The organism is Micromonospora sp. NPDC002296 (genome assembly GCF_040296145.1).
Taxonomy (GTDB): domain Bacteria; phylum Actinomycetota; class Actinomycetes; order Mycobacteriales; family Micromonosporaceae; genus Micromonospora.
Window position 1 is genome coordinate 1 of record NZ_JBEOWQ010000074.1, and the last position, 16,889, is coordinate 16,889.

A 16,889-nucleotide genomic window follows, 5' to 3' on the forward strand; every position below is an offset into this window, starting at 1 on the left:
GGGCCCGGAGAGGATCCTCTCCGGGCCCGCCGCTGTGTTGAGGAAGACCGCCGGGTTGTTCCGGCTGCTGGGGGGACCCGCCAACCCCGGCCCGGTCCGGGCGCCTGTGGTCGAGTCGGTCGCCCGCCCCGGCGATCCGCGGCATCATGGCCGACAGCTCCTATCGTCTGCCGGCCTGCCGGCCCGGCCTTACTTCAGGTGCCGGGCGAAGAACCGGTTCCCTTCGTCCCCCTCGAACTGCGGGACGCCGGTGTGCCCGCCCATATTGGCGTGCAGCGTCTTCTCCTTGGAGCCGAAGGCGTCGAACAGGTCCAGGGCCAGCTGCCGGTCGTTTCCTTCGTCGTCCCACTGCAGCAGGACCTGCAGCGGAATGGTGACCTGCCGGGCCTCCGCGAACATGGTGCGGGGCACGAAACTCCCGGCGAACAGAAGAGCGGCCGAGATGCGCGGCTCGACCACCGCCAGCCGGAGGCCGATGGCGATCACCCCTCCCGCGTACCCGACCGGGCCGCCGATCTCGGGCAGCGAAAGGAGGGCGTCCAGGGCCGCCCGCCATTCCGGGACCGCCTTTTCGACCAGTGGGAGGACGAGCCGGTCGACGATCTCGTCGTTGACGGGCTCGCCGGCCTCCAGCGCCCGGTGCAGGTCGGCGCGGGCCTCCTCGGCGGCGGCGAAACGGGGCCGGTCACCGCCCCCGGGGAGCTCGATGGTGGCCGCGGCGAAGCCCTCCGCCGCGGAGTGCCGGGCCCGGGCCACCAGTCGGGGGTACATCCTCTGCAGTCCGCCGGGGTGGCCGACCAGGACCAGCGGCACCGGGGCGGTCGCGGATGCGGATTCCGGCGTCCACAGGATGCCAGGGATCTCGCCGAGGGTGAACTCGCGCTCGAGGACGCCGTCGTCGAGGCGCTGTTCGGAAGTGAATCGCATGGTCGTGCCTTTCGGGAGTGCTCTTTGAACGGCGCTCCCGGACGACCTATCGCCCGACCGTGACCCCAGAGGGGAGCACCCATGTCGATACTGCGTTCACGGGTACCACCTCCTCGTTCTCTCGCACGGCCTCCGAAAAAATAGCAGGGGTCCTCGTGGTCCGCAAACGGATTTTGCGGAGGCTCCGTGGCCGGATGCCACGGAGCCACTCGCCCGGTCGTGCCGCCGGCGCGGCAGCACGACCAACGGTTGAGGACCGCGTTATGCAGAAGGCGATCAGAACACCATCGTGAGCAGGTCGGCGAACAGTTCCTGTTCGTCGATCTTGAGCCCGCGGCTCGTGAACCACGTGGCCATGTTGTGGCAGTCGCGCATCAGGAAGTCCATGCCCTTCGGGTTACCGACGATGTCGACGACCTGGGGCAGGTCGATCATCACGATCCGCTCGGCCTGCGCGAGGACGTTGTACGGCGAGAGGTCGCCGTGCGCGAGCCCTGCGCGGGCCAGTTCACGCATGCCGTTGCGGAGCTGCTCGAAGTACACACCGAGCAGTTCCTTCGACGGCCGGACCTGGGCGAGCCGGGGCGCGGCACCGTCCTTGCCGTCGTCGATGAACTCCATCAGCAGCTCGGTGCCGTCCACCTGCACGGGATACGGCACCGGGACGCCGGCCTTCCACAACCGGTTGAGGGCGTCCCATTCGGCGTACGCCCACTGACCGGCCGCGACACTGCGGCCGTGGGAGGTCTTCTTCGCCATCGCCCGGGTGTCGCGGCTGTTGCGGGTACGTCGGCCTTCGACGTAAGACGTACTGCGGTGGAAGGACCGGTGTTCCTCGGTGCGGTACCGTTTCGCGGCCAGCAGCGAGGACTTCGCCGGGTTGTCGCCGATGGCTTCGACGGCCCGTTCGAGCAGGAAGACGTCGGCTTCCTTGCCGGTTTTGAGGATGCCGAGCTCAGTATCGATCGCAGCCTGTTCCGTGACGACCCACGAGGGGCGTGGTTCCGGGCCGCGAGAGCCGCGCTCGACGTCCAGCCAGGTGGACCACCGCTGATCCGGGCCCAGCTCCTCGTTGACCGAATGGAACTTGAAGACGAAGCCGTCGGCCGGATCTGGTTGAGGCTCGCCACCGGTGAGATCGGACCTGCGGGAGTCGAGGTCGGGGTAGGTGTCAGAGTGTTCGTACTCGAAAGACAACGGGTGTGCTCCTGAACAAAGAGGTGGGACTGATGCGGACATGCCGCAGCGCAGTGATGGCCATCTGTCAGCCCTCCTTAGTCCAGGCAGCGTTCGCCGCCGCTCGATCAACCCAGCATGCCCGTCCGTTCCGGACCCCGCAACGCATTTACCGGAACTGGGAGCGCACGGTCGGGGGTGAACCCTCGACGTGCTTCCCGAGGCCTTGAGGCCATCGAGACGTGGGTTCCCGGGCTGCCGTGCCGTTGGCGCTGCCTCCGCAGGGCGCGAGTGTCGATACCGGCGAACACGCCTCTGCCGCCAGACGCTGTTGCCGGAACCGCCGCCATGGCTTCTTCGCCATGGGAATGACCCGTCCGCCACTGTCCGAGTAGAGCGCGGCTCCGCCGGCGTCCCGTGCACCTAGTGTCCTAGGACGCCATAGCGGCAGCGACCTACCTCACCGGGGACGAAAAACGTCAGCCCCGGCTCACGCCGGGGCTGACGAAGCGAACTGAGAAACCGAGGTCAGTCGTCGTGGTGCTCGCGCCACCACTGCTCACCGGAGGCGGGGAGCGTGTCGATCGGGTCGTAGTAGGCGTAGCGCTTGTTGAGCGCCTCCAGGTCGGCGGACTCGATGGAGGTGCGGTAGTTCTTCGTCCAGTACGAGATGCCGCGCTCGCGGTCGTACTCGGTCAGCATGTGCACCCAGCGCTTGCCGACGAACGGGACGTCGCAGACGATCCGCGGGGTGGCGTAGCCGGGCAGGTAGCCCATGATGTCGTGCTGGAGCTGCTGGGCGTGCCAGACGGGGACCCGCCAGTGCTCGGCGTTGGGGATCATGTCGCACATGTAGAAGTAGTACGGCAGGATGCCGGCCTCACCCTGGAGCGCGAAGCAGAGGTCGAGCAGGTCGGGGGCGGTGGCGTTGACGCCGCGCATCAGCACGCCCTGGTTGCGTACGTCCCGAACGCCGACGTCGAGGGCGGTCTGGGCGGCCCGGGCGACCAGCGGGGTGATCGACTGGGCGTGGTTGACGTGGGTGTGGATGGCCAGGTTGACCCCACGGCGGGCGGCGGTGCGGGCGACCCGTTCCAGGCCCTCGACGACGTCGGGCTGGAGCCAGTGCTGAGGCAGGCCCATGAGGGCCTTGGTGGCGAGCCGGATGTCGCGGACGGTGTCCAGTTCCAGCAGCCGCATCAGGTACGACTCGAGGTTGCGCCACGGCACGTTGGCCACGTCGCCGCCGGAGACGACGACGTCACGGACGCCGGTGTGGGCCTTGAGGTAGGCGATGTGGGCGTCGTACCGGTCGACGGGCTTGAGGGTGAGCTTGAGTTTGTCGACGGCGGGGGTGGAGTTGCCGACGAGGTCCATCCGGGTGCAGTGCCCGCAGTACTGGGGGCAGGTGGAGAGCAGTTCGGCGAGGACCTTCGTGGGGTAGCGGTGGGTGAGGCCCTCGGCGACCCACATGTCGTGTTCGTGCAGGGAGTCACGGCTGGCGTAGGGGTGGGACGGCCAGTCGGTGCGCCGGTCGGATGCCACGGGGAGCATGTAGCGCCGGATCGGGTCGGCGAGGAGCGCCTCGGTGGTCATCGGCGCGAACGGGACCATGGTGTTGATCATTTGTGGGGGCACCAGCATGGACATGGTGGCCAGGGCCTTCTGGTCGGCCTCGAGGTCCGCGTAGAAGGACTCGTCGACGATGTCGCCGAGGACGGTGCGGAGCTGCTTGATGTTCTTGACGCAGTTGACGCGCTGCCACTGTGCGTTCTCCCACTGTTCGCGGGTGACGTGGCGCCAGCCGGGGAAGCGGGTCCAGTCGGGTTCGACCAGGGGGCTGCGGCGGTATTCGTACGGCTGCCCGGCGGTCGGTACGGCGACCGGGGCGTGACGGGGTTGAGGGATGGTCTCAACCGGTTGGGTCTGGGTCACGGCCCCTCCTCGGTGCGTGGTGCGGATGATCAGCAGGCCGTAGGCTACTGGAAATTATCCGGTGAAGAAATTAGTCTGCCGTAAGTTTTCCCGCGACGCGAGTCCTGGTCGGGGCTTCGGGCGGTTGGAAGGGGAGGTCGGCGTGACGTCACCGGTGGGTCTGCACCGCGTTGTCGAACCGGCGGGGGTGCTGCCGCAGGCGGCATGGCGGCTGGACGCCAGTGCGACGATCGCGCCGAACGAGGTGCGCATCCGGGTGGAGCGGCTGAACCTGGACGCGGCGAGTTTCCGGCAGTTGTGGGAGAAGCACGGCGGGGACGGGGAGAAGGTCCGCGCCGAGGTCCTGGAGATCGTCTCTACCCGGGGCAAGATGCAGAACCCGGTGACCGGGTCGGGTGGGATGCTGATCGGCACCGTCGACGAGGCGGGGCGGCGTTCCCCGTTGGGGCTCAAGGCGGGCGACCGGGTGGCGACGCTGGTGTCGCTGACGCTGACCCCGTTGACGATCACCGACGGGCTGGCGCGCTGGGACGGCCGCAGCGAGCAGGTGCCGTGTGACGGGTACGCGATCCTGTTCGCCCGGTCGATCGCGGCGGTGCTGCCGGCGGATCTGCACCCGGAGTTGTCCCTTGCCGTGCTGGACGTGTGTGGGGCGCCGGCGCTGACCGCGCGGGTGGTCCACGAGCATGTGCGGCGGCGGGAGGGGGAGGGGGATCCGACGCCGGTGAGCGTGGCGGTGATCGGTGGGGCTGGCAAGAGTGGGTCGCTGTCGTTGGCGGCGGCGCGTCGGGCGGGCGCGGGTCGTACGGTCGGGGTGGTGCCGGTGGCGGCGGAGCGGGACGCCCTGGTGGCGGCGGGTCTGGCCACGGAGGTGGCGTTGGCCGACGCGCGGGATCCGGTGGCGTTGTCGACTGCGGTGACGACGGCGCTGGGGGTGCCGGCGGACGTGACGGTGGTGTGCGTGGACGTGCCGGGTTGTGAGCACGGTGCGGTGTTGGCCACGGCGGACGGCGGGACAGTGATCTTCTTCTCGATGGCGACGAGTTTCGCCGCCGCCGCGTTGGGTGCGGAGGGGTTGGCCGCGGACGTGACGATGCTGGTGGGCAACGGGTACGTGCCGGGGCACGCGGAGCTGGCGTTGGGGTTGTTGCGGTCCGAGCCGGGGGTGCGTGGTCTCTTCGAGGCGCGGTTGGCGGCAGACTGAGAGCCATGACGAACCCCTCGACGACGCGCCCGGTGACGTTGTACCGCGGTGGCGTGCTGCATTGTCCGGCGGATCCGGGTGCCACGGCGTTGCTGGTGCGGGACGGGCGGATCGCCTGGTTGGGGGTCGACGCGGATGCGCCGGCGGCGGACCGGGTGGTGGATCTGGGCGGGGCGTTGGTGACGCCGGCGTTCGTGGACGCGCACGTGCATGCCACGGACACGGGGTTGGCGTTGTCGGGGCTGGACCTGTCGGGGGTGCGGTCGGCGGGTGGGTTGTTGGACGCCGTGGCCGGGTTCGCGGCGGGTCTGCCGGCGGACGCGGTGGTGCTGGGGCACGGCTGGGACGAGTCGGGTTGGGTGGAGCAGACGCTGCCTGGTGCGGCCGGGTTGGGGCGGGCGGCCGGGGGGCGGCGGGTGTATCTGTCGCAGGCGTCGATCCATTCGGCGTTGGTGTCGGAGGCGATGTTGGCGGCGTGTCCGGAGGCGGCTGGGGCGTCGGGGTTCGACGCGTCGGGGTGGTTGCGGCGGGACGCGCACCATGTGGTGCGGGGGGCGGCGCTGGCGTCGGTGAGTCGGGAGCAGCGGGTGGCGACGCAGCGGGTGGCGTTGGCGCACGCGGCGTCGTTGGGGATCGCGGCGGTGCACGAGTGTGGTGGGCCGGAGATTTCCGGCGAGGGGGACTTCACGGGGTTGTTGGCGTTGTCGGGTGCGGGGTTGCCGGAGGTGTACGGGTACTGGGGTGAGTTGGGTGGTGCGGCGCGGGCGCGGGAGTTGGGTGCGGTGGGTGCGGGTGGGGATCTGTTCGCGGACGGGGCGTTGGGGTCGCGGACGGCGCACGTGTCGGGGGCTTACCTGGATGGTGAGCCGGGGGCGTGCGGGCACGGGTATGTGAGCGCGGAGCAGGCGCGTGATCATTTGTTGGACTGCGCGGCGCACGGCATGCAGGGCGGGTTCCACGCGATCGGGGATGCGGCTGTCTCGACGGTGTTGGAGGGGTTCGCGGGGGCGGCGGAGAGGTTGGGTGTGGATCGGGTGCGGGCGGCGCGGCACCGGGTGGAGCACGCGGAGATCATGAGTAGGCGGTTGATCGCGGGGTTTGTGGAGTTCGGGGTTGTGGCGAGTGTGCAGCCGGCGTTCGACCGGTTGTGGGGTGGCGCGGGTCGGATGTATGAGTCGCGGTTGGGGTTGGGTCGGTCGTTGGAGTCGAATCCGGTGGGTGCGATGCATTCGGTCGGGGTGGCGTTGGCGTTCGGGTCGGATTCGCCGGTGACGCCGCTGGATCCGTGGGGGTCGGTGCGGGCGGCGGTGGCGCATCACAACCCGGTGCAGCGGATGAGTGTGCGGGCGGCGTTCGCGGCGCATACCCGGGGTGGGTGGCGGGCGGTGCACCGCGATGGTGAGGGTGTGTTGGCGTTGGGGGCGGCGGCGACGTTCGCGGTGTGGGCGACGCCGGCGGGGGTGGATCGGGGTCTGCCGGTGTTGCAGGCGTCGGATCCGGAGGCGCGGGGGGCGGGGGATGTGACGCCGTTGCCGGTGTGTCGGCGCACGGTGCTGCGTGGCGAGGTGATCTATGAGGAAGGGTCTGCGTGAGCGAGCGTAGCGAGCGAACCGTTGATGTGGTGCAGGCGCGTGTCGCGTCGTCGTCGAGCGTATTGGGGGGCGGTGTGACGGGGAAGCTTGGCCTGGATCCGGTGTTGGTGGCGCGGGCGCGGGAGTTGGCGCGTCGTGCGGGGCGGCCGGTGGTGGATCTGGCGCGTAGCCATACGACGGTGTCGGTGGAGCGGGCGGTGCTGCGGTTGGCGGGGGTGACGGGTGCGGATCCGGACGGTATTCCGTGGGTGAATCGTCTGGTGGATGCGGTTGTCGCTGATGTGGGGTTGGGTCATGGGGTGGCGTTGCCGGTGTTCGACGCCCTGGTGCGGGAGCAGAGCACTGATGTGACGTTGTTGGCGCAGAAGGCGGCGGCGGGGTCGGTGCGGTTCGCGGTGCCGGCGGGGAGGGCGGCCACGGCGGCGCGGCGGGCCGCGCGGAGGGCGGTGGCTGCGGGGGTGCGGCAGATCGACCGGCGGCGGGCGGAACGGGATCGGTTGGTGAAGCGGTACGGGGATCCGGTGCGGCGGCCGTGGATCTATCTGATCGTGGCGACGGGTGATATTTACGAGGACATTCCGCAGGCGCAGGCGGCGGCGCGGGCGGGTGCGGATGTGATTGCGGTGATCCGGTCGACGGGGCAGTCGTTGTTGGACTATGTGCCGGAGGGTGCGACGCGGGAGGGGTTCGCGGGGACGTATGCGACGCAGGAGAACTTCCGGTTGATGCGGGCGGCTCTGGATGAGTCGTCGCGGGAGTTGGGGCGGTATGTGCGGTTGACGAACTACGCGTCGGGGTTGTGCATGCCGGAGATGGCGACCTTGGCGGGGTTGGAGCGTCTGGACATGATGCTCAACGATTCGATGTACGGGATTTTGTTCCGCGACATCAATCCGGTGCGGACGTTCGTGGACCAGCGGTTCTCGCGGCAGGTGCACGCGCGGGCGGGGATCATCATCAATACGGGTGAGGACAACTATCTGACCACTGCGGATGCGGTGGACGAGGCGCACACGGTGACGGTGTCGCAGTTGTTGAACGAGTATTTCGCGCATGAGGCGGGGTTGGCGGACTGGCAGTTGGGGTTGGGGCACGCGTTCGAGATCAACCCGGATGTGCCGGAGTCGTTCCGGTTGGAGTTGGCGCACGCGTTGTTGGCGCGGGAGTTGTTTCCGGATGCGCCGTTGAAGTGGATGCCGCCGACGAAGCACATGACGGGGGACGTGTTCCGGGGGAATCTGCTCGACGGGTTCTTCAACCTGGTGGGGGCGATGACGGGGCAGGGGATCCTGTTGGTGGGGATGATGACGGAGGCGGTGGTGACGCCGTGGTTGTCGGATCGGGACATCGCGTTGCAGAACGTGCGGTATGTGCTGGGTGCGGCGGGTGGGTTGCACGAGGATTTCGTGCCGGCTCCGGGCGGGTTCATTCAGCAGCGGGCGAATCGGGTGTTGGGCGAGGCATTGGATCTGTTGGATCGTATCGGTGAGCAGTCGTTGTTGACGGCGATCGCCGAGGGCACCTTCGGGATCATGAAGCGGCCGGCGGACCGGGGTAAGGGTCTGGCGGGGGTGGCGGCGCACGAGGGTGACTACTACAACCCGGCGACGGAGATCCTGGAGCAGTCGGCATGACGGAGAAGCAGGTCGTCCGGCCGTACGGGGACACCACCGGCGACGGGATGGTGCAGGTGTCGTTCACGTTGCCGGTGCCGCATGACAAGCGGGCCGAGGGCGCGGCGGTGCAGTTGGCGAACAGGATGGGCATCGATCCGGCGATGCTGGTGCACGCGAAGCCGATGAGTGACGGGTTCACGTTCTTCGTGGTGTACGGGCGGGTGAACCATCTGGTGGACCTGGCGGCGGTGCGGGTGGTGGAGCGGGACTTTCCACTGCTGTCGGCCAAGGAGGTCAACGCGGTGGTGAAGCAGCGGTTGCGGCGGAAGTTGTCGGTGGTGGGGGCGTGTATCGGCACGGATGCGCACACCGTGGGCATCGACGCGATCCTGAACGTGAAGGGCATCGCGGGGGAGAAGGGTCTGGAGTACTACCGGGAGTTGAAGGTGACGAACCTGGGGGCTCAGGTGAGCGTGCCGGAGTTGGTGGAGGCGGCGCGGGTGGAGCGGGCCGACGCGGTGCTGGTGTCGCAGGTGGTGACGCAGCGGGACGCGCATCTGCACAACACGCGGGAGATGTCGGCGGCGTTCCGGGAGGCGATGCCGGCGGGCCGGCGTCCGCTGTTGATCGTGGGTGGGCCACGGTTCGACGAGTCGATGACGGGCGAGTTGGGAGTTGATCGGATCTTCGGGCGGGGCACGACGCCGGGTGAGGTGGCTTCCTATCTGGTGCACGCGTTGGTGACGAGTAAGAAGGCGAAGGCATGAGTGATTCCCGGGTCGGTCTGACGGTGACGCATCGGCGGTATGTGCCGTATTCGCATGCGCATTACGCGGGGAGCCTGGTGGACGGGGCGTACGCGTTGGGGTTGTTCGGTGATGTGGCAACGGAGGTGTGTATCCGTACTGACGGTGACGAGGGGTTGTTCGCGTCGTATTCGGATGTGCAGTTCCGGGCGCCGATGCGGGCGGGGGACGTGTTGGAGGTGACGGCGACGGTGACCCGGGTGGGGACGCGTAGCCGCACGATCGACTTCGAGGCGCGGGTGGTGTGTCGGGGTCGTCCGGACCGGTCGGGGTCGGCGGCGGAGGTTCTGGATCCGGCGGTGGTGGCGGTCACGGCGACCGGCACGGTGGTCGTGCCGGCGGCGGCGTGAGGGTCGCGGTCTGCGCCGACGTCGGGTCGACGTACACGAAGGCCGCGGTGGTGGATCTGGACTCCGGTCGGTTGGTGGCGGCGGGGTCTGCGCCGACGACGGTGGGCAGTGATGTGCTGCGTGGCTTGGACGCGGCGGTGGCGTCGGCGACGGTGGGCGTCGCGGTGGGTGACGCGCCGTGGTATGTGTGTTCGTCGGCCGGTGGTGGGTTGCGGCTGGCGGTGGTCGGCTACGAGCCGCTGGTGACGGCGCAGGCGGGTCGGCGGGTGGGGTTGTCGGCGGGGGCGAACGTGGTTCATGTGGCCGCCGGCCGGTTGGGTGCGGCGGGGTTGTCGGCGTTGCGGGGGGCCCGTCCGGACGTGGTGTTGCTGGTCGGGGGCACCGACGGCGGTGACGCCGAGGTGTTGACGCACAACGCGACCCGGCTGGCGCGGGCGCGGTGGCGGGTGCCGGTGGTGTTGGCCGGCAATGTCGAGGTGCGGGACGGGTTGGGTGCGCTGCTGGTGGCGGCGGGGGTGCCGGTGACGGTGGCGGACAATGTGTTGCCGCGGATCGGGGTGTTGGCGCCGGCGTCGGCGCGGGCGGCGATCCGGGAGGTGTTCCTGCGGCACGTCATCGGTGGGAAGCGGTTGTCGCGGGGGCCGCGGTTTTCCCGGTTGGTGCGGGCGGCCACCCCGGATGCGGTGCTGACGGGGGTGGAGGTCCTCGCCGACGCGGTCGGTGGTGATCTGGTGGTGGTGGACGTGGGTGGGGCGACCACGGACGTGTATTCGGTGTTGACGCCGGACGAGCGGGCTGACGGTCCGGGTCGGGAGGTGGCGGGGACGCTGTGGCGGGCCCGGACGGTGGAGGGGGACCTGGGGATGCGCTGGAGCGCCCCGGGGGTGGTGCGGGCGGCGGTGGAGGAGCGGCTGGTCGGCGGCGGCGAGGAGGCCGGGTTGGCGGCGGCGGCGCAGGTGCGGGCGGCGGATCCGGGGTTCCTGCCGGCGGGTGACGCGGAGCGGGAGGTGGATGCGCGGTTCGCGGCGTTGGCGGCGACGGTGGCGGTGCGGCGGCACGCGCGGGGTGGTGCGACGGGGGAGCGTGGGGGGCGGGATCTTCGGGACGTGCGGCTGCTGGTGGGGTCGGGGGGTGTGCTGCGTCACGTCACGCCGGCGGTGTCGGGGGCGGTGCTGGGGGCGGTGTTGAGTGATCACGCGGGTGGGTGGCCGGTGCCGCGGGACGCCCGGCCGGTGGTGGACGTCGACTATGTGCTGGCCGCGGGTGGGCTGTTGGCGGGGGACCATCCGGTGGCTGCGGGGGCGTTGTTGCGCCGGCACCTCGGGGCGGATTGAGACACGCCGACGCGACACGCCGTGGTGAACGGCACGACTGGCCGGTGGTGGGTTGACAGGGCCTGGGGTGCAGCACGTACCGTCTTTGAGTCCTACTACGGGAAGCGGCTGTTGTTCGCTTCGTCCCTTCGTCCGCTGGCCGAGTGACCTTCGGGTCGCGGCGGCCAGGTCCAGCGGGCGGGGGTCGGCGGGGCGGCGCGAACCGGCCGCGGTTACCGGTGTACGGGCAGGGTGAGGTGCACGGCCAGTAGACAACGGCCAGGCGGGGGCAGCCAGTTTCCCGTCGGGTCGGTCCGAAGGTCGGCGTGCCTGATCCTCGCCCCACCGGCCGGGAAGGGCCTGGGAGCATCGGGGCGCGGCAGTTGCCGCGCCCCGATTTTCGTTTCCGCCCCGGGTGGGCGGTGCCGCGCCGAGGGTGGCGCTGGGGCGGGTAGCCTTCGGCGGTGTGATCGCAGGTGAGGTGCCGGTGACGGTCGTCGCGCAGAACCCGTCGGGTCCCGCGGCCGGGGTGCGGGCTGCTCCCGGGGGGCCGTTGCCGTTGCGGGTGGCGGTGCCGTTGGCGGTGGCCGCCGGGTTGGCGATGCTGGTGGCGTTCCCCCCGTACGGGTGGTGGCCGGCCGCGCCGGTGGGGGTGGCGTTGCTGGGTGCGGCGGTGCACCGGCGTCGGGTGCGCGCCGGTGCGGGGTTGGGTTTCGTGGCGGGCGTGGCGTTGTTCGGCCCGCTGCTGTCGTGGACGAACCTGCACACGGGTTACCTGCCGTGGCTGTTGTTGTCGCTGTTGCAGGCCGGGTACGTGGCGTTGCTGGGTGGGGCCGCGGCGTACGCGTCGCCGTTGGTGGACCGGTGGCGGTGGTCGTGGCCGGCGCTGACCGGGGTGCTGTGGGTGGGGCAGGAGGCGCTGCGGTCGCGGGCCCCGTTCGGGGGGTTCCCGTGGGGCCGGTTGGCGTTCAGTCAGGACGAGTCCCCGGCGCTGCGGCTGGCGGCGGTGGGTGGGGCGCCGTTGGTGACGTTCGCTGTGGCCGTGGCCGGTGGTCTGCTGGTGGCGGCGGTGTGGCGGCCCTGGCGCGGCGGTGCGGCGCGGTCATGGTGGACGGCGGGGGCTGCGGTGCTGGGTGCGGCCGGGGTGCTCGCGGTGGGGCTGCTGGTGCCGGTGGGGGTCGCGGGGGGCGGCGGCACGGTCACCGTGGCGGTGGTGCAGGGCAATGTGCCCCGGCTGGGCCTGGACTTCAACGCGCAGCGGCAGGCGGTGTTGAACAACCACGTGCAGGCCACCCTCGACCTGGCGGCGCAGGTCGCGGCGGGGCAGCGGCCTGCGCCGGACCTGGTGGTGTGGCCCGAGAACGCCAGCGACATCGATCCGCTGCGCAGCCCGGTGGCGGGGCAGCGGATCAGTGCGGCGGCGGACGCGGTGCGGGCGCCGATCCTGGTGGGGGCGGTGCTGGTGGGCCCCGGTGAGGGGCAGAGCCGCAACGCGGGGATCCTGTGGCGGCCCGGCAGCGGCCCGGACCTGGAGCAGCTGTACACGAAGCGGCATCCGGTGCCGTTCGCCGAGTACGTGCCGCTGCGGGACGTGGCGCGGATGGTCAGCAAGGAGGTCGACCGGGTGCGCAGCGACATGGTGCCCGGTGACCGCGCCGGGGTGGTCGATGCCGGCCCGGCGGTCCTGGGTGATGTGATCTGCTTCGAGGTGGCCTACGACGGGTTGGTCCGTGACACCGTCACCGGTGGTGCGCAGCTGCTGGTGGTGCAGACCAACAACGCCACGTTCGACGTGGCCGAGGCCCGCCAGCAGTTGGCGATGGTGCGGCTGCGGGCGGTGGAGCACGGCCGCGCGTCGTTGATGGCCTCCACGGTCGGGGTGTCCGGGTTCGTTGCCCCGGATGGGCGGGTATCCGACGCCACCGGGTTCAACACCCGCGCCGTGGTGCTGCGCCAGTTGCGCCTCGGTGACGGGCGCACCCTGGCCACCCGGGTCGGGGTGTGGCCGGAGGCGGCGCTGACCGCCGTGGCGGTGGCCGCCCTGGTCGGGGCGACGGTGTGGCGGCGCCGACGGTCGGCCGTCGCCCGGTAGCGACACGTCGGCGTCGCGTCGGCGGGGGCGGAGGAACGGTGAGCGGAGCGGTGGGTGTGCGGCCGCAGGTGCGGCGGCCGGGGTTGGGGCGGGTGTTGGTGGTCATCCCCACCTACAACGAGGCGGACAACGTGTCCCCGATCGTGGCGCGGGTCCGCGCCGCCGCTCCGGACGTGGACGTGCTGATCGCCGACGACAACAGCCCCGACGGTACGGGGGTGATCGCCGACGCGCTCGCCGCCACCGACGCTCGGGTGCGGGTGTTGCACCGGCCGGGTAAGCAGGGCCTCGGTGCCGCCTATCTGGCGGGGTTCGGGTGGGCCCGGGAGCGCGGCTACGACGCGGTGGTGGAGATGGACGCCGACGGTTCCCACGCCCCGGAGGACCTGCCGCGGCTGCTGGCTGCCGCCGGCGACGCCGACGTGGTGATCGGTTCCCGCTGGTGCCGGGGCGCGAAGGTGGTGGACTGGCCGCTGCGGCGGCTGCTGCTGTCGCGTTGCGGGAACCTGTATGCGCGGGTGGCGTTGGGGATGCCGGTGGCTGACGCGACCGGCGGGTACCGGGTGTACCGGTTGGCGGCGTTGGACGCGGTGGACCTGGGCTCCGTGTGCTCGCAGGGCTACTCGTTCCAGGTGGAGTTGTCGCGGCTGGCGCACCGGGCGGGGGCGCGGATCGTGGAGGTGCCGATCACGTTCGCCGAGCGGGAGCGGGGGGCGAGCAAGATGAGCCCGGCGATCGTCGCGGAGGCGTTGTGGCGGATCAGCGTGTGGGCGGTGCAGGACCGGCGGGCGGCGTGGCGGCGTGGGGTGCACGGCGCCCGCGGTGGTCAGGCGCGGTGGCCGTGACCGGCGGCGTGTCATGCTTGAACGGCGGGTTGTCGGAACGGCCGATGGGGTGAGATGCGCCGAGGACTGAGATTCGCGCCGGTGGCGGGGCTGCTGGCGGTGCTGCTGGAACTGGCGGTGTTCGTCGGGGTCGGCCGGCTTGTCGGGTTCGGGTCGGCGGTGCTGTTGGTGTTCGCGGCGTCGCTGCTGGGGCTGGTGCTGCTGCGGCGTGAGGGTATGCGGGCGTGGCGGGGTTTCCGGGCGGCGGCGCAGGCGGGTCAGCCGCCCGGCCCGCAGGTCACCGACGGGCTGGTGGGGCTGTTGGGGGCGTTGCTGCTGGCGGTGCCGGGCCTGGTCAGTGGTGTGGTGGGGGCGTTGCTGCTGGTGCCGCCGGTGCGGCGGCTCACCCGGGCCGGAGTGCGGCGGGCCGCGGAGCGGCGGGTGTCGTCGATGGTCGCCGGTGACCTGTTCGGGCCGCGGGTGGTGCGGGTGCGCCGTGGTGCGGCCCGGCCCGCCCCGTCCGACGAGGCGCCGGTCGAGCCGACGGTGGTCGACGGTGGCCGGGCCATCGAGGGGGAGATCGTCGAACCCGGCCGTTGACGTCGGCCCCGGACATGCGCGAACGCCCCCGGTGAGTGATCTCCCGGGGGCGTTCGCGCTGTTCGGTGCCGGCTGCTTTCAGGCGCGGCCGCGGCGGGTGCGGACCTCCTGCAGCCGCTCGGCGAGGATGTCCTCCAGCTCGGCGATGGAGCGGCGTTCCAGCAGCATGTCCCAGTGGGTGCGCGGCGGCTTGGCCTTCTTCTGCTCCGGCTCGTTGCCGTCGACCAGCCGGGCGACGCTGCCGTCGAACTTGCATTCCCAGGTGGTGGGGACCTCCGCGTCGACGGCGAACGGCACCTCGAACTGGTGGCCCTTGGCGCAGAGGTACTCGCGGGTCTGACGCGGCGCGAGCTCCGTGTTGCGGTCGGATTCGTAGCTGACCGCGCCCAGACGGCTTCCGCGCAGCATGCGCTCGCCCATGATCGACTTCCCCTCGCTCGTGGTGCTGGTCTTCTCGTGTAACGGTCCGTGCAGGCCGGGCCATTCCCCGCCCGCCCTTGGCGGCGGGTCGGAACCCGCCCAGCCGGTGGGGCGCGGCACGGCCGTCGCCCCGCAAGGGTAGCCGGACAGGACATGCACCCGGCGGGGTCGCCCCGGCCGGGTCGAGTCGGTGGGAGTGTTTCGGCGGTTTACGGGGATGTTATCGAACCCCAGCCGTGCGGAGGTGTCGATGTCCAGTGACGCGCCGGTCGCCCCGCGGACCTTCTTCGGCCATCCCCGCGCCCTGGCCACCCTCTTCCTCACCGAGATGTGGGAACGGTTCAGCTTCTACGGCATGCGGGCGATCCTGGTGCTGTACCTGACCGCCTCGGTCGCCGACGACGGCGGCGGCCTGCGTCAGTCCACCGCCACCGCCGTGTACGGCGCGTACAACGCGATGGTGTACCTGATGGCGCTGCCCGGCGGGTGGGTCGCCGACCGGCTCCTCGGCGCCCGCCGCAGCGTGCTGTGGGGCGGTGTGACCATCGCCTGCGGCCACTACGTGATGGCGATCCCGGTGGGCTGGAGCGTCTTCGCCGGCATGGCGCTGATCGTCGTCGGCACCGGTCTGCTCAAACCCAACATCTCCACCATGGTCGGCGACCTGTACGACCGGGACTCCCCGCGCCGCGACGCCGGGTTCTCCCTGTTCTACATGGGCATCAACCTGGGTGGCTTCGTCGCCCCGCTGATCACCGGTTTCCTCGGCGAGCGGATCAACTGGCACCTGGGGTTCGCCGTCGCCGCCGTCGGCATGACCTTCGGGGTGATCCAGTACGTGATCGGCGGGCGGCACCTCGGCGACGCCGGCGCCCGCCCCGCCGACCCGCTGCTCGGCGCCGACCGTCGTCGCGCGCTGACCCGCGTCGGGGTGGCCGCCGGCGCGCTGGCGGTGGTCCTGGCAGCCCTGGCCGCCGCCGGGCTGTTCACCGTCGACACCGTGGTCAACCTGCTCACCGCCACCACCGTGCTGGTCACCGTCGGGTACTTCACGCGGATCCTCACCGACCGGGAACTCAGCGGCACCGAACGCAGCCGGATGAAGGCGTACGTGTGGCTGTTCGTGTTCGCCGCCTCGTTCTGGCTCATCTACGACCAGGCCGGGTCGGTGCTGAACATCTTCGCCGCCGACCGCACCGACCGGGACGTGTTCGGGTTCACCTTCCCCGCGTCCTGGCTCCAGTCGGTCAACCCGATCCTGATCATCATCGGGGCGCCCCTGTTCGCGTGGTTGTGGCTGCGGCTGGGCCACCGGGTCTCCACCCCGGTGAAGTTCGCCGTCGGCCTGGTGCTCAACGGCCTGTCCTTCGTGCTGATGGCCGCCGCCGCGCAGGCCGCCGTGGGCGGTGACCTGGTCTCCCCGTGGTGGCTGGTGGCGGTCTTCGCCATCCAGGTCGCCGGGGAGTTGTCGCTGAGCCCGGTGGGCCTGTCGGCCACCTCGAAACTCGCCCCGGTGAAGTACGCCAGCCAGATGATGGGCCTGTGGTTCCTGGCCACCGCCGTCGGTGACGCCATCGGCGGTCAGGTGGCCCGGCTCGCCGAGGCGTGGCCGGAGCCGACGTACTTCCTCGTCTTCGGCGTGGCGTCGGTGCTGCTCGGCCTCGGCGCGGTGATGTTCTCCCGGCACATCCGTCGGCTGATGGCCGGCATCCACTGAGGGGCCGGGGACCGGTCAGCGTGGTGCGGCACCGAGCCGGGCCAGTGCGGCGGCCAGGTCGCTGACCTGGTCGACGAGCTGCACGGAGCGCCGCTGCGCGGCGTCCCGGTCGGCCTCGGCCGCGCCGAGGCGGGCCTCCAGCTCACCGAGGCGACCCTGCACGGCAGCCGTCGCCTCCCGGGCCGCGGCCAACTGGCCGGCGACGGCGTCGCGGGCCGCGTCGGCCTCGGCCAGCCGCGCCGACAGCGCCGCGGCCTCCTGCCGGTACGCCGTCGCCGCGGCGTGCGCCTGTTCGGCGGCGCGGCGTGCCTCGCCCG

General features: G+C 71.2%; 14 protein-coding genes and 1 pseudogene. 10 read left to right on the top strand and 5 right to left on the bottom strand.

Annotated elements, in window-relative coordinates; all coding sequences use genetic code 11:
• Nucleotides 1-189 precede the first annotated feature (189 nt).
• The 3 genes from ABT023_RS27735 to ABT023_RS27745 all read right to left on the bottom strand — a co-directional run bounded on the left by ABT023_RS27735 (nt 190) and on the right by ABT023_RS27745 (nt 4,038).
• Complete coding sequence (locus ABT023_RS27735; RefSeq protein WP_350889498.1) at nt 190-927, bottom strand: alpha/beta hydrolase; 738 nt, start codon at nt 925-927, stop codon at nt 190-192.
• Nucleotides 928-1,203: 276 nt separating this feature from the next.
• Nucleotides 1,204-2,166, bottom strand: a complete 963-nt coding sequence (locus ABT023_RS27740; RefSeq protein WP_350889500.1) for a serine protein kinase RIO — start codon at nt 2,164-2,166, stop codon at nt 1,204-1,206.
• Between the two features lie 465 nt (nt 2,167-2,631).
• Nucleotides 2,632-4,038: a KamA family radical SAM protein gene (locus tag ABT023_RS27745; protein WP_350889501.1), complete on the bottom strand. Its 1,407-nt coding sequence runs from the start codon at nt 4,036-4,038 to the stop codon at nt 2,632-2,634.
• Nucleotides 4,039-4,180: 142 nt separating this feature from the next.
• Between ABT023_RS27745 and kdd the strand changes: the two genes are divergently transcribed.
• The 9 genes from kdd (at nt 4,181) to ABT023_RS27790 (ending at nt 14,435) form a co-directional block, all read left to right on the top strand.
• Nucleotides 4,181-5,242, top strand: a complete 1,062-nt coding sequence (kdd, locus tag ABT023_RS27750) for an L-erythro-3,5-diaminohexanoate dehydrogenase (protein ID WP_502890774.1) — start codon at nt 4,181-4,183, stop codon at nt 5,240-5,242.
• A 5-nt stretch (nt 5,243-5,247) separates the two neighbouring features.
• Nucleotides 5,248-6,834 (top strand): amidohydrolase, encoded by a 1,587-nt coding sequence (locus ABT023_RS27755; protein ID WP_350889503.1) that lies wholly within the window; start codon nt 5,248-5,250, stop codon nt 6,832-6,834.
• A gap of 74 nt (nt 6,835-6,908) precedes the next feature.
• Entirely contained in the window at nt 6,909-8,468 is a 1,560-nt protein-coding gene (gene kamD, locus ABT023_RS27760; protein WP_350889518.1) for a lysine 5,6-aminomutase subunit alpha, read from the top strand.
• The gene (kamE, locus tag ABT023_RS27765) at nt 8,465-9,217 is read left to right on the top strand and encodes a lysine 5,6-aminomutase subunit beta (RefSeq protein ID WP_350889505.1); all 753 of its coding nucleotides are present in this window, start codon (nt 8,465-8,467) and stop codon (nt 9,215-9,217) included. The genes kamD and kamE overlap by 4 nt, the downstream gene beginning before the upstream one ends.
• Complete coding sequence (gene kal / locus ABT023_RS27770; RefSeq protein WP_350889507.1) at nt 9,214-9,606, top strand: 3-aminobutyryl-CoA ammonia lyase; 393 nt, start codon at nt 9,214-9,216, stop codon at nt 9,604-9,606. The genes kamE and kal overlap by 4 nt, the downstream gene beginning before the upstream one ends.
• Nucleotides 9,603-10,940 carry a glutamate mutase L gene (locus ABT023_RS27775; protein ID WP_350889509.1) on the top strand — a complete coding sequence of 446 codons (1,338 nt, stop codon included), beginning with the start codon at nt 9,603-9,605 and terminating at the stop codon, nt 10,938-10,940. The genes kal and ABT023_RS27775 overlap by 4 nt, the downstream gene beginning before the upstream one ends.
• A gap of 508 nt (nt 10,941-11,448) precedes the next feature.
• Nucleotides 11,449-13,011 (top strand): apolipoprotein N-acyltransferase, encoded by a 1,563-nt coding sequence (lnt, locus tag ABT023_RS27780; protein ID WP_350889519.1) that lies wholly within the window; start codon nt 11,449-11,451, stop codon nt 13,009-13,011.
• A 38-nt stretch (nt 13,012-13,049) separates the two neighbouring features.
• Nucleotides 13,050-13,856: a polyprenol monophosphomannose synthase gene (locus tag ABT023_RS27785; protein ID WP_350889511.1), complete on the top strand. Its 807-nt coding sequence runs from the start codon at nt 13,050-13,052 to the stop codon at nt 13,854-13,856.
• Between the two features lie 54 nt (nt 13,857-13,910).
• Nucleotides 13,911-14,435: an FxsA family protein gene (locus tag ABT023_RS27790; RefSeq protein ID WP_350889513.1), complete on the top strand. Its 525-nt coding sequence runs from the start codon at nt 13,911-13,913 to the stop codon at nt 14,433-14,435.
• Between the two features lie 78 nt (nt 14,436-14,513).
• On the opposite strand, the gene ABT023_RS27795 is transcribed toward ABT023_RS27790, so the two are convergent.
• Nucleotides 14,514-14,855, bottom strand: coding sequence for an RNA polymerase-binding protein RbpA (locus ABT023_RS27795; protein ID WP_007460094.1), 342 nt, complete (start codon nt 14,853-14,855; stop codon nt 14,514-14,516).
• Between the two features lie 250 nt (nt 14,856-15,105).
• Between ABT023_RS27795 and ABT023_RS27800 the strand changes: the two genes are divergently transcribed.
• Entirely contained in the window at nt 15,106-16,572 is a 1,467-nt protein-coding gene (locus ABT023_RS27800) for a peptide MFS transporter (protein WP_350889515.1), read from the top strand.
• Nucleotides 16,573-16,587: 15 nt separating this feature from the next.
• Here ABT023_RS27800 and ABT023_RS27805 read toward each other — a convergent pair.
• Nucleotides 16,588-16,889 (bottom strand): annotated as a pseudogene (locus tag ABT023_RS27805) (hypothetical protein); the annotation flags it as partial.

What these genes read in the sequence shown, in the direction of transcription:
- ABT023_RS27740 (WP_350889500.1), bottom strand. Translation starts at nt 2,166, where the DNA reads ATGTCCGCATCAGTCCCACCTCTTTGTTCAGGAGCACACCCGTTGTCT.
- ABT023_RS27790 (WP_350889513.1), top strand. Translation starts at nt 13,911, where the DNA reads ATGCGCCGAGGACTGAGATTCGCGCCGGTGGCGGGGCTGCTGGCGGTG.
- kal (WP_350889507.1), top strand. Translation starts at nt 9,214, where the DNA reads ATGAGTGATTCCCGGGTCGGTCTGACGGTGACGCATCGGCGGTATGTG.
- kamE (WP_350889505.1), top strand. Translation starts at nt 8,465, where the DNA reads ATGACGGAGAAGCAGGTCGTCCGGCCGTACGGGGACACCACCGGCGAC.
- ABT023_RS27800 (WP_350889515.1), top strand. Translation starts at nt 15,106, where the DNA reads ATGTCCAGTGACGCGCCGGTCGCCCCGCGGACCTTCTTCGGCCATCCC.
- ABT023_RS27795 (WP_007460094.1), bottom strand. Translation starts at nt 14,855, where the DNA reads ATGGGCGAGCGCATGCTGCGCGGAAGCCGTCTGGGCGCGGTCAGCTAC.
- ABT023_RS27735 (WP_350889498.1), bottom strand. Translation starts at nt 927, where the DNA reads ATGCGATTCACTTCCGAACAGCGCCTCGACGACGGCGTCCTCGAGCGC.
- ABT023_RS27755 (WP_350889503.1), top strand. Translation starts at nt 5,248, where the DNA reads ATGACGAACCCCTCGACGACGCGCCCGGTGACGTTGTACCGCGGTGGC.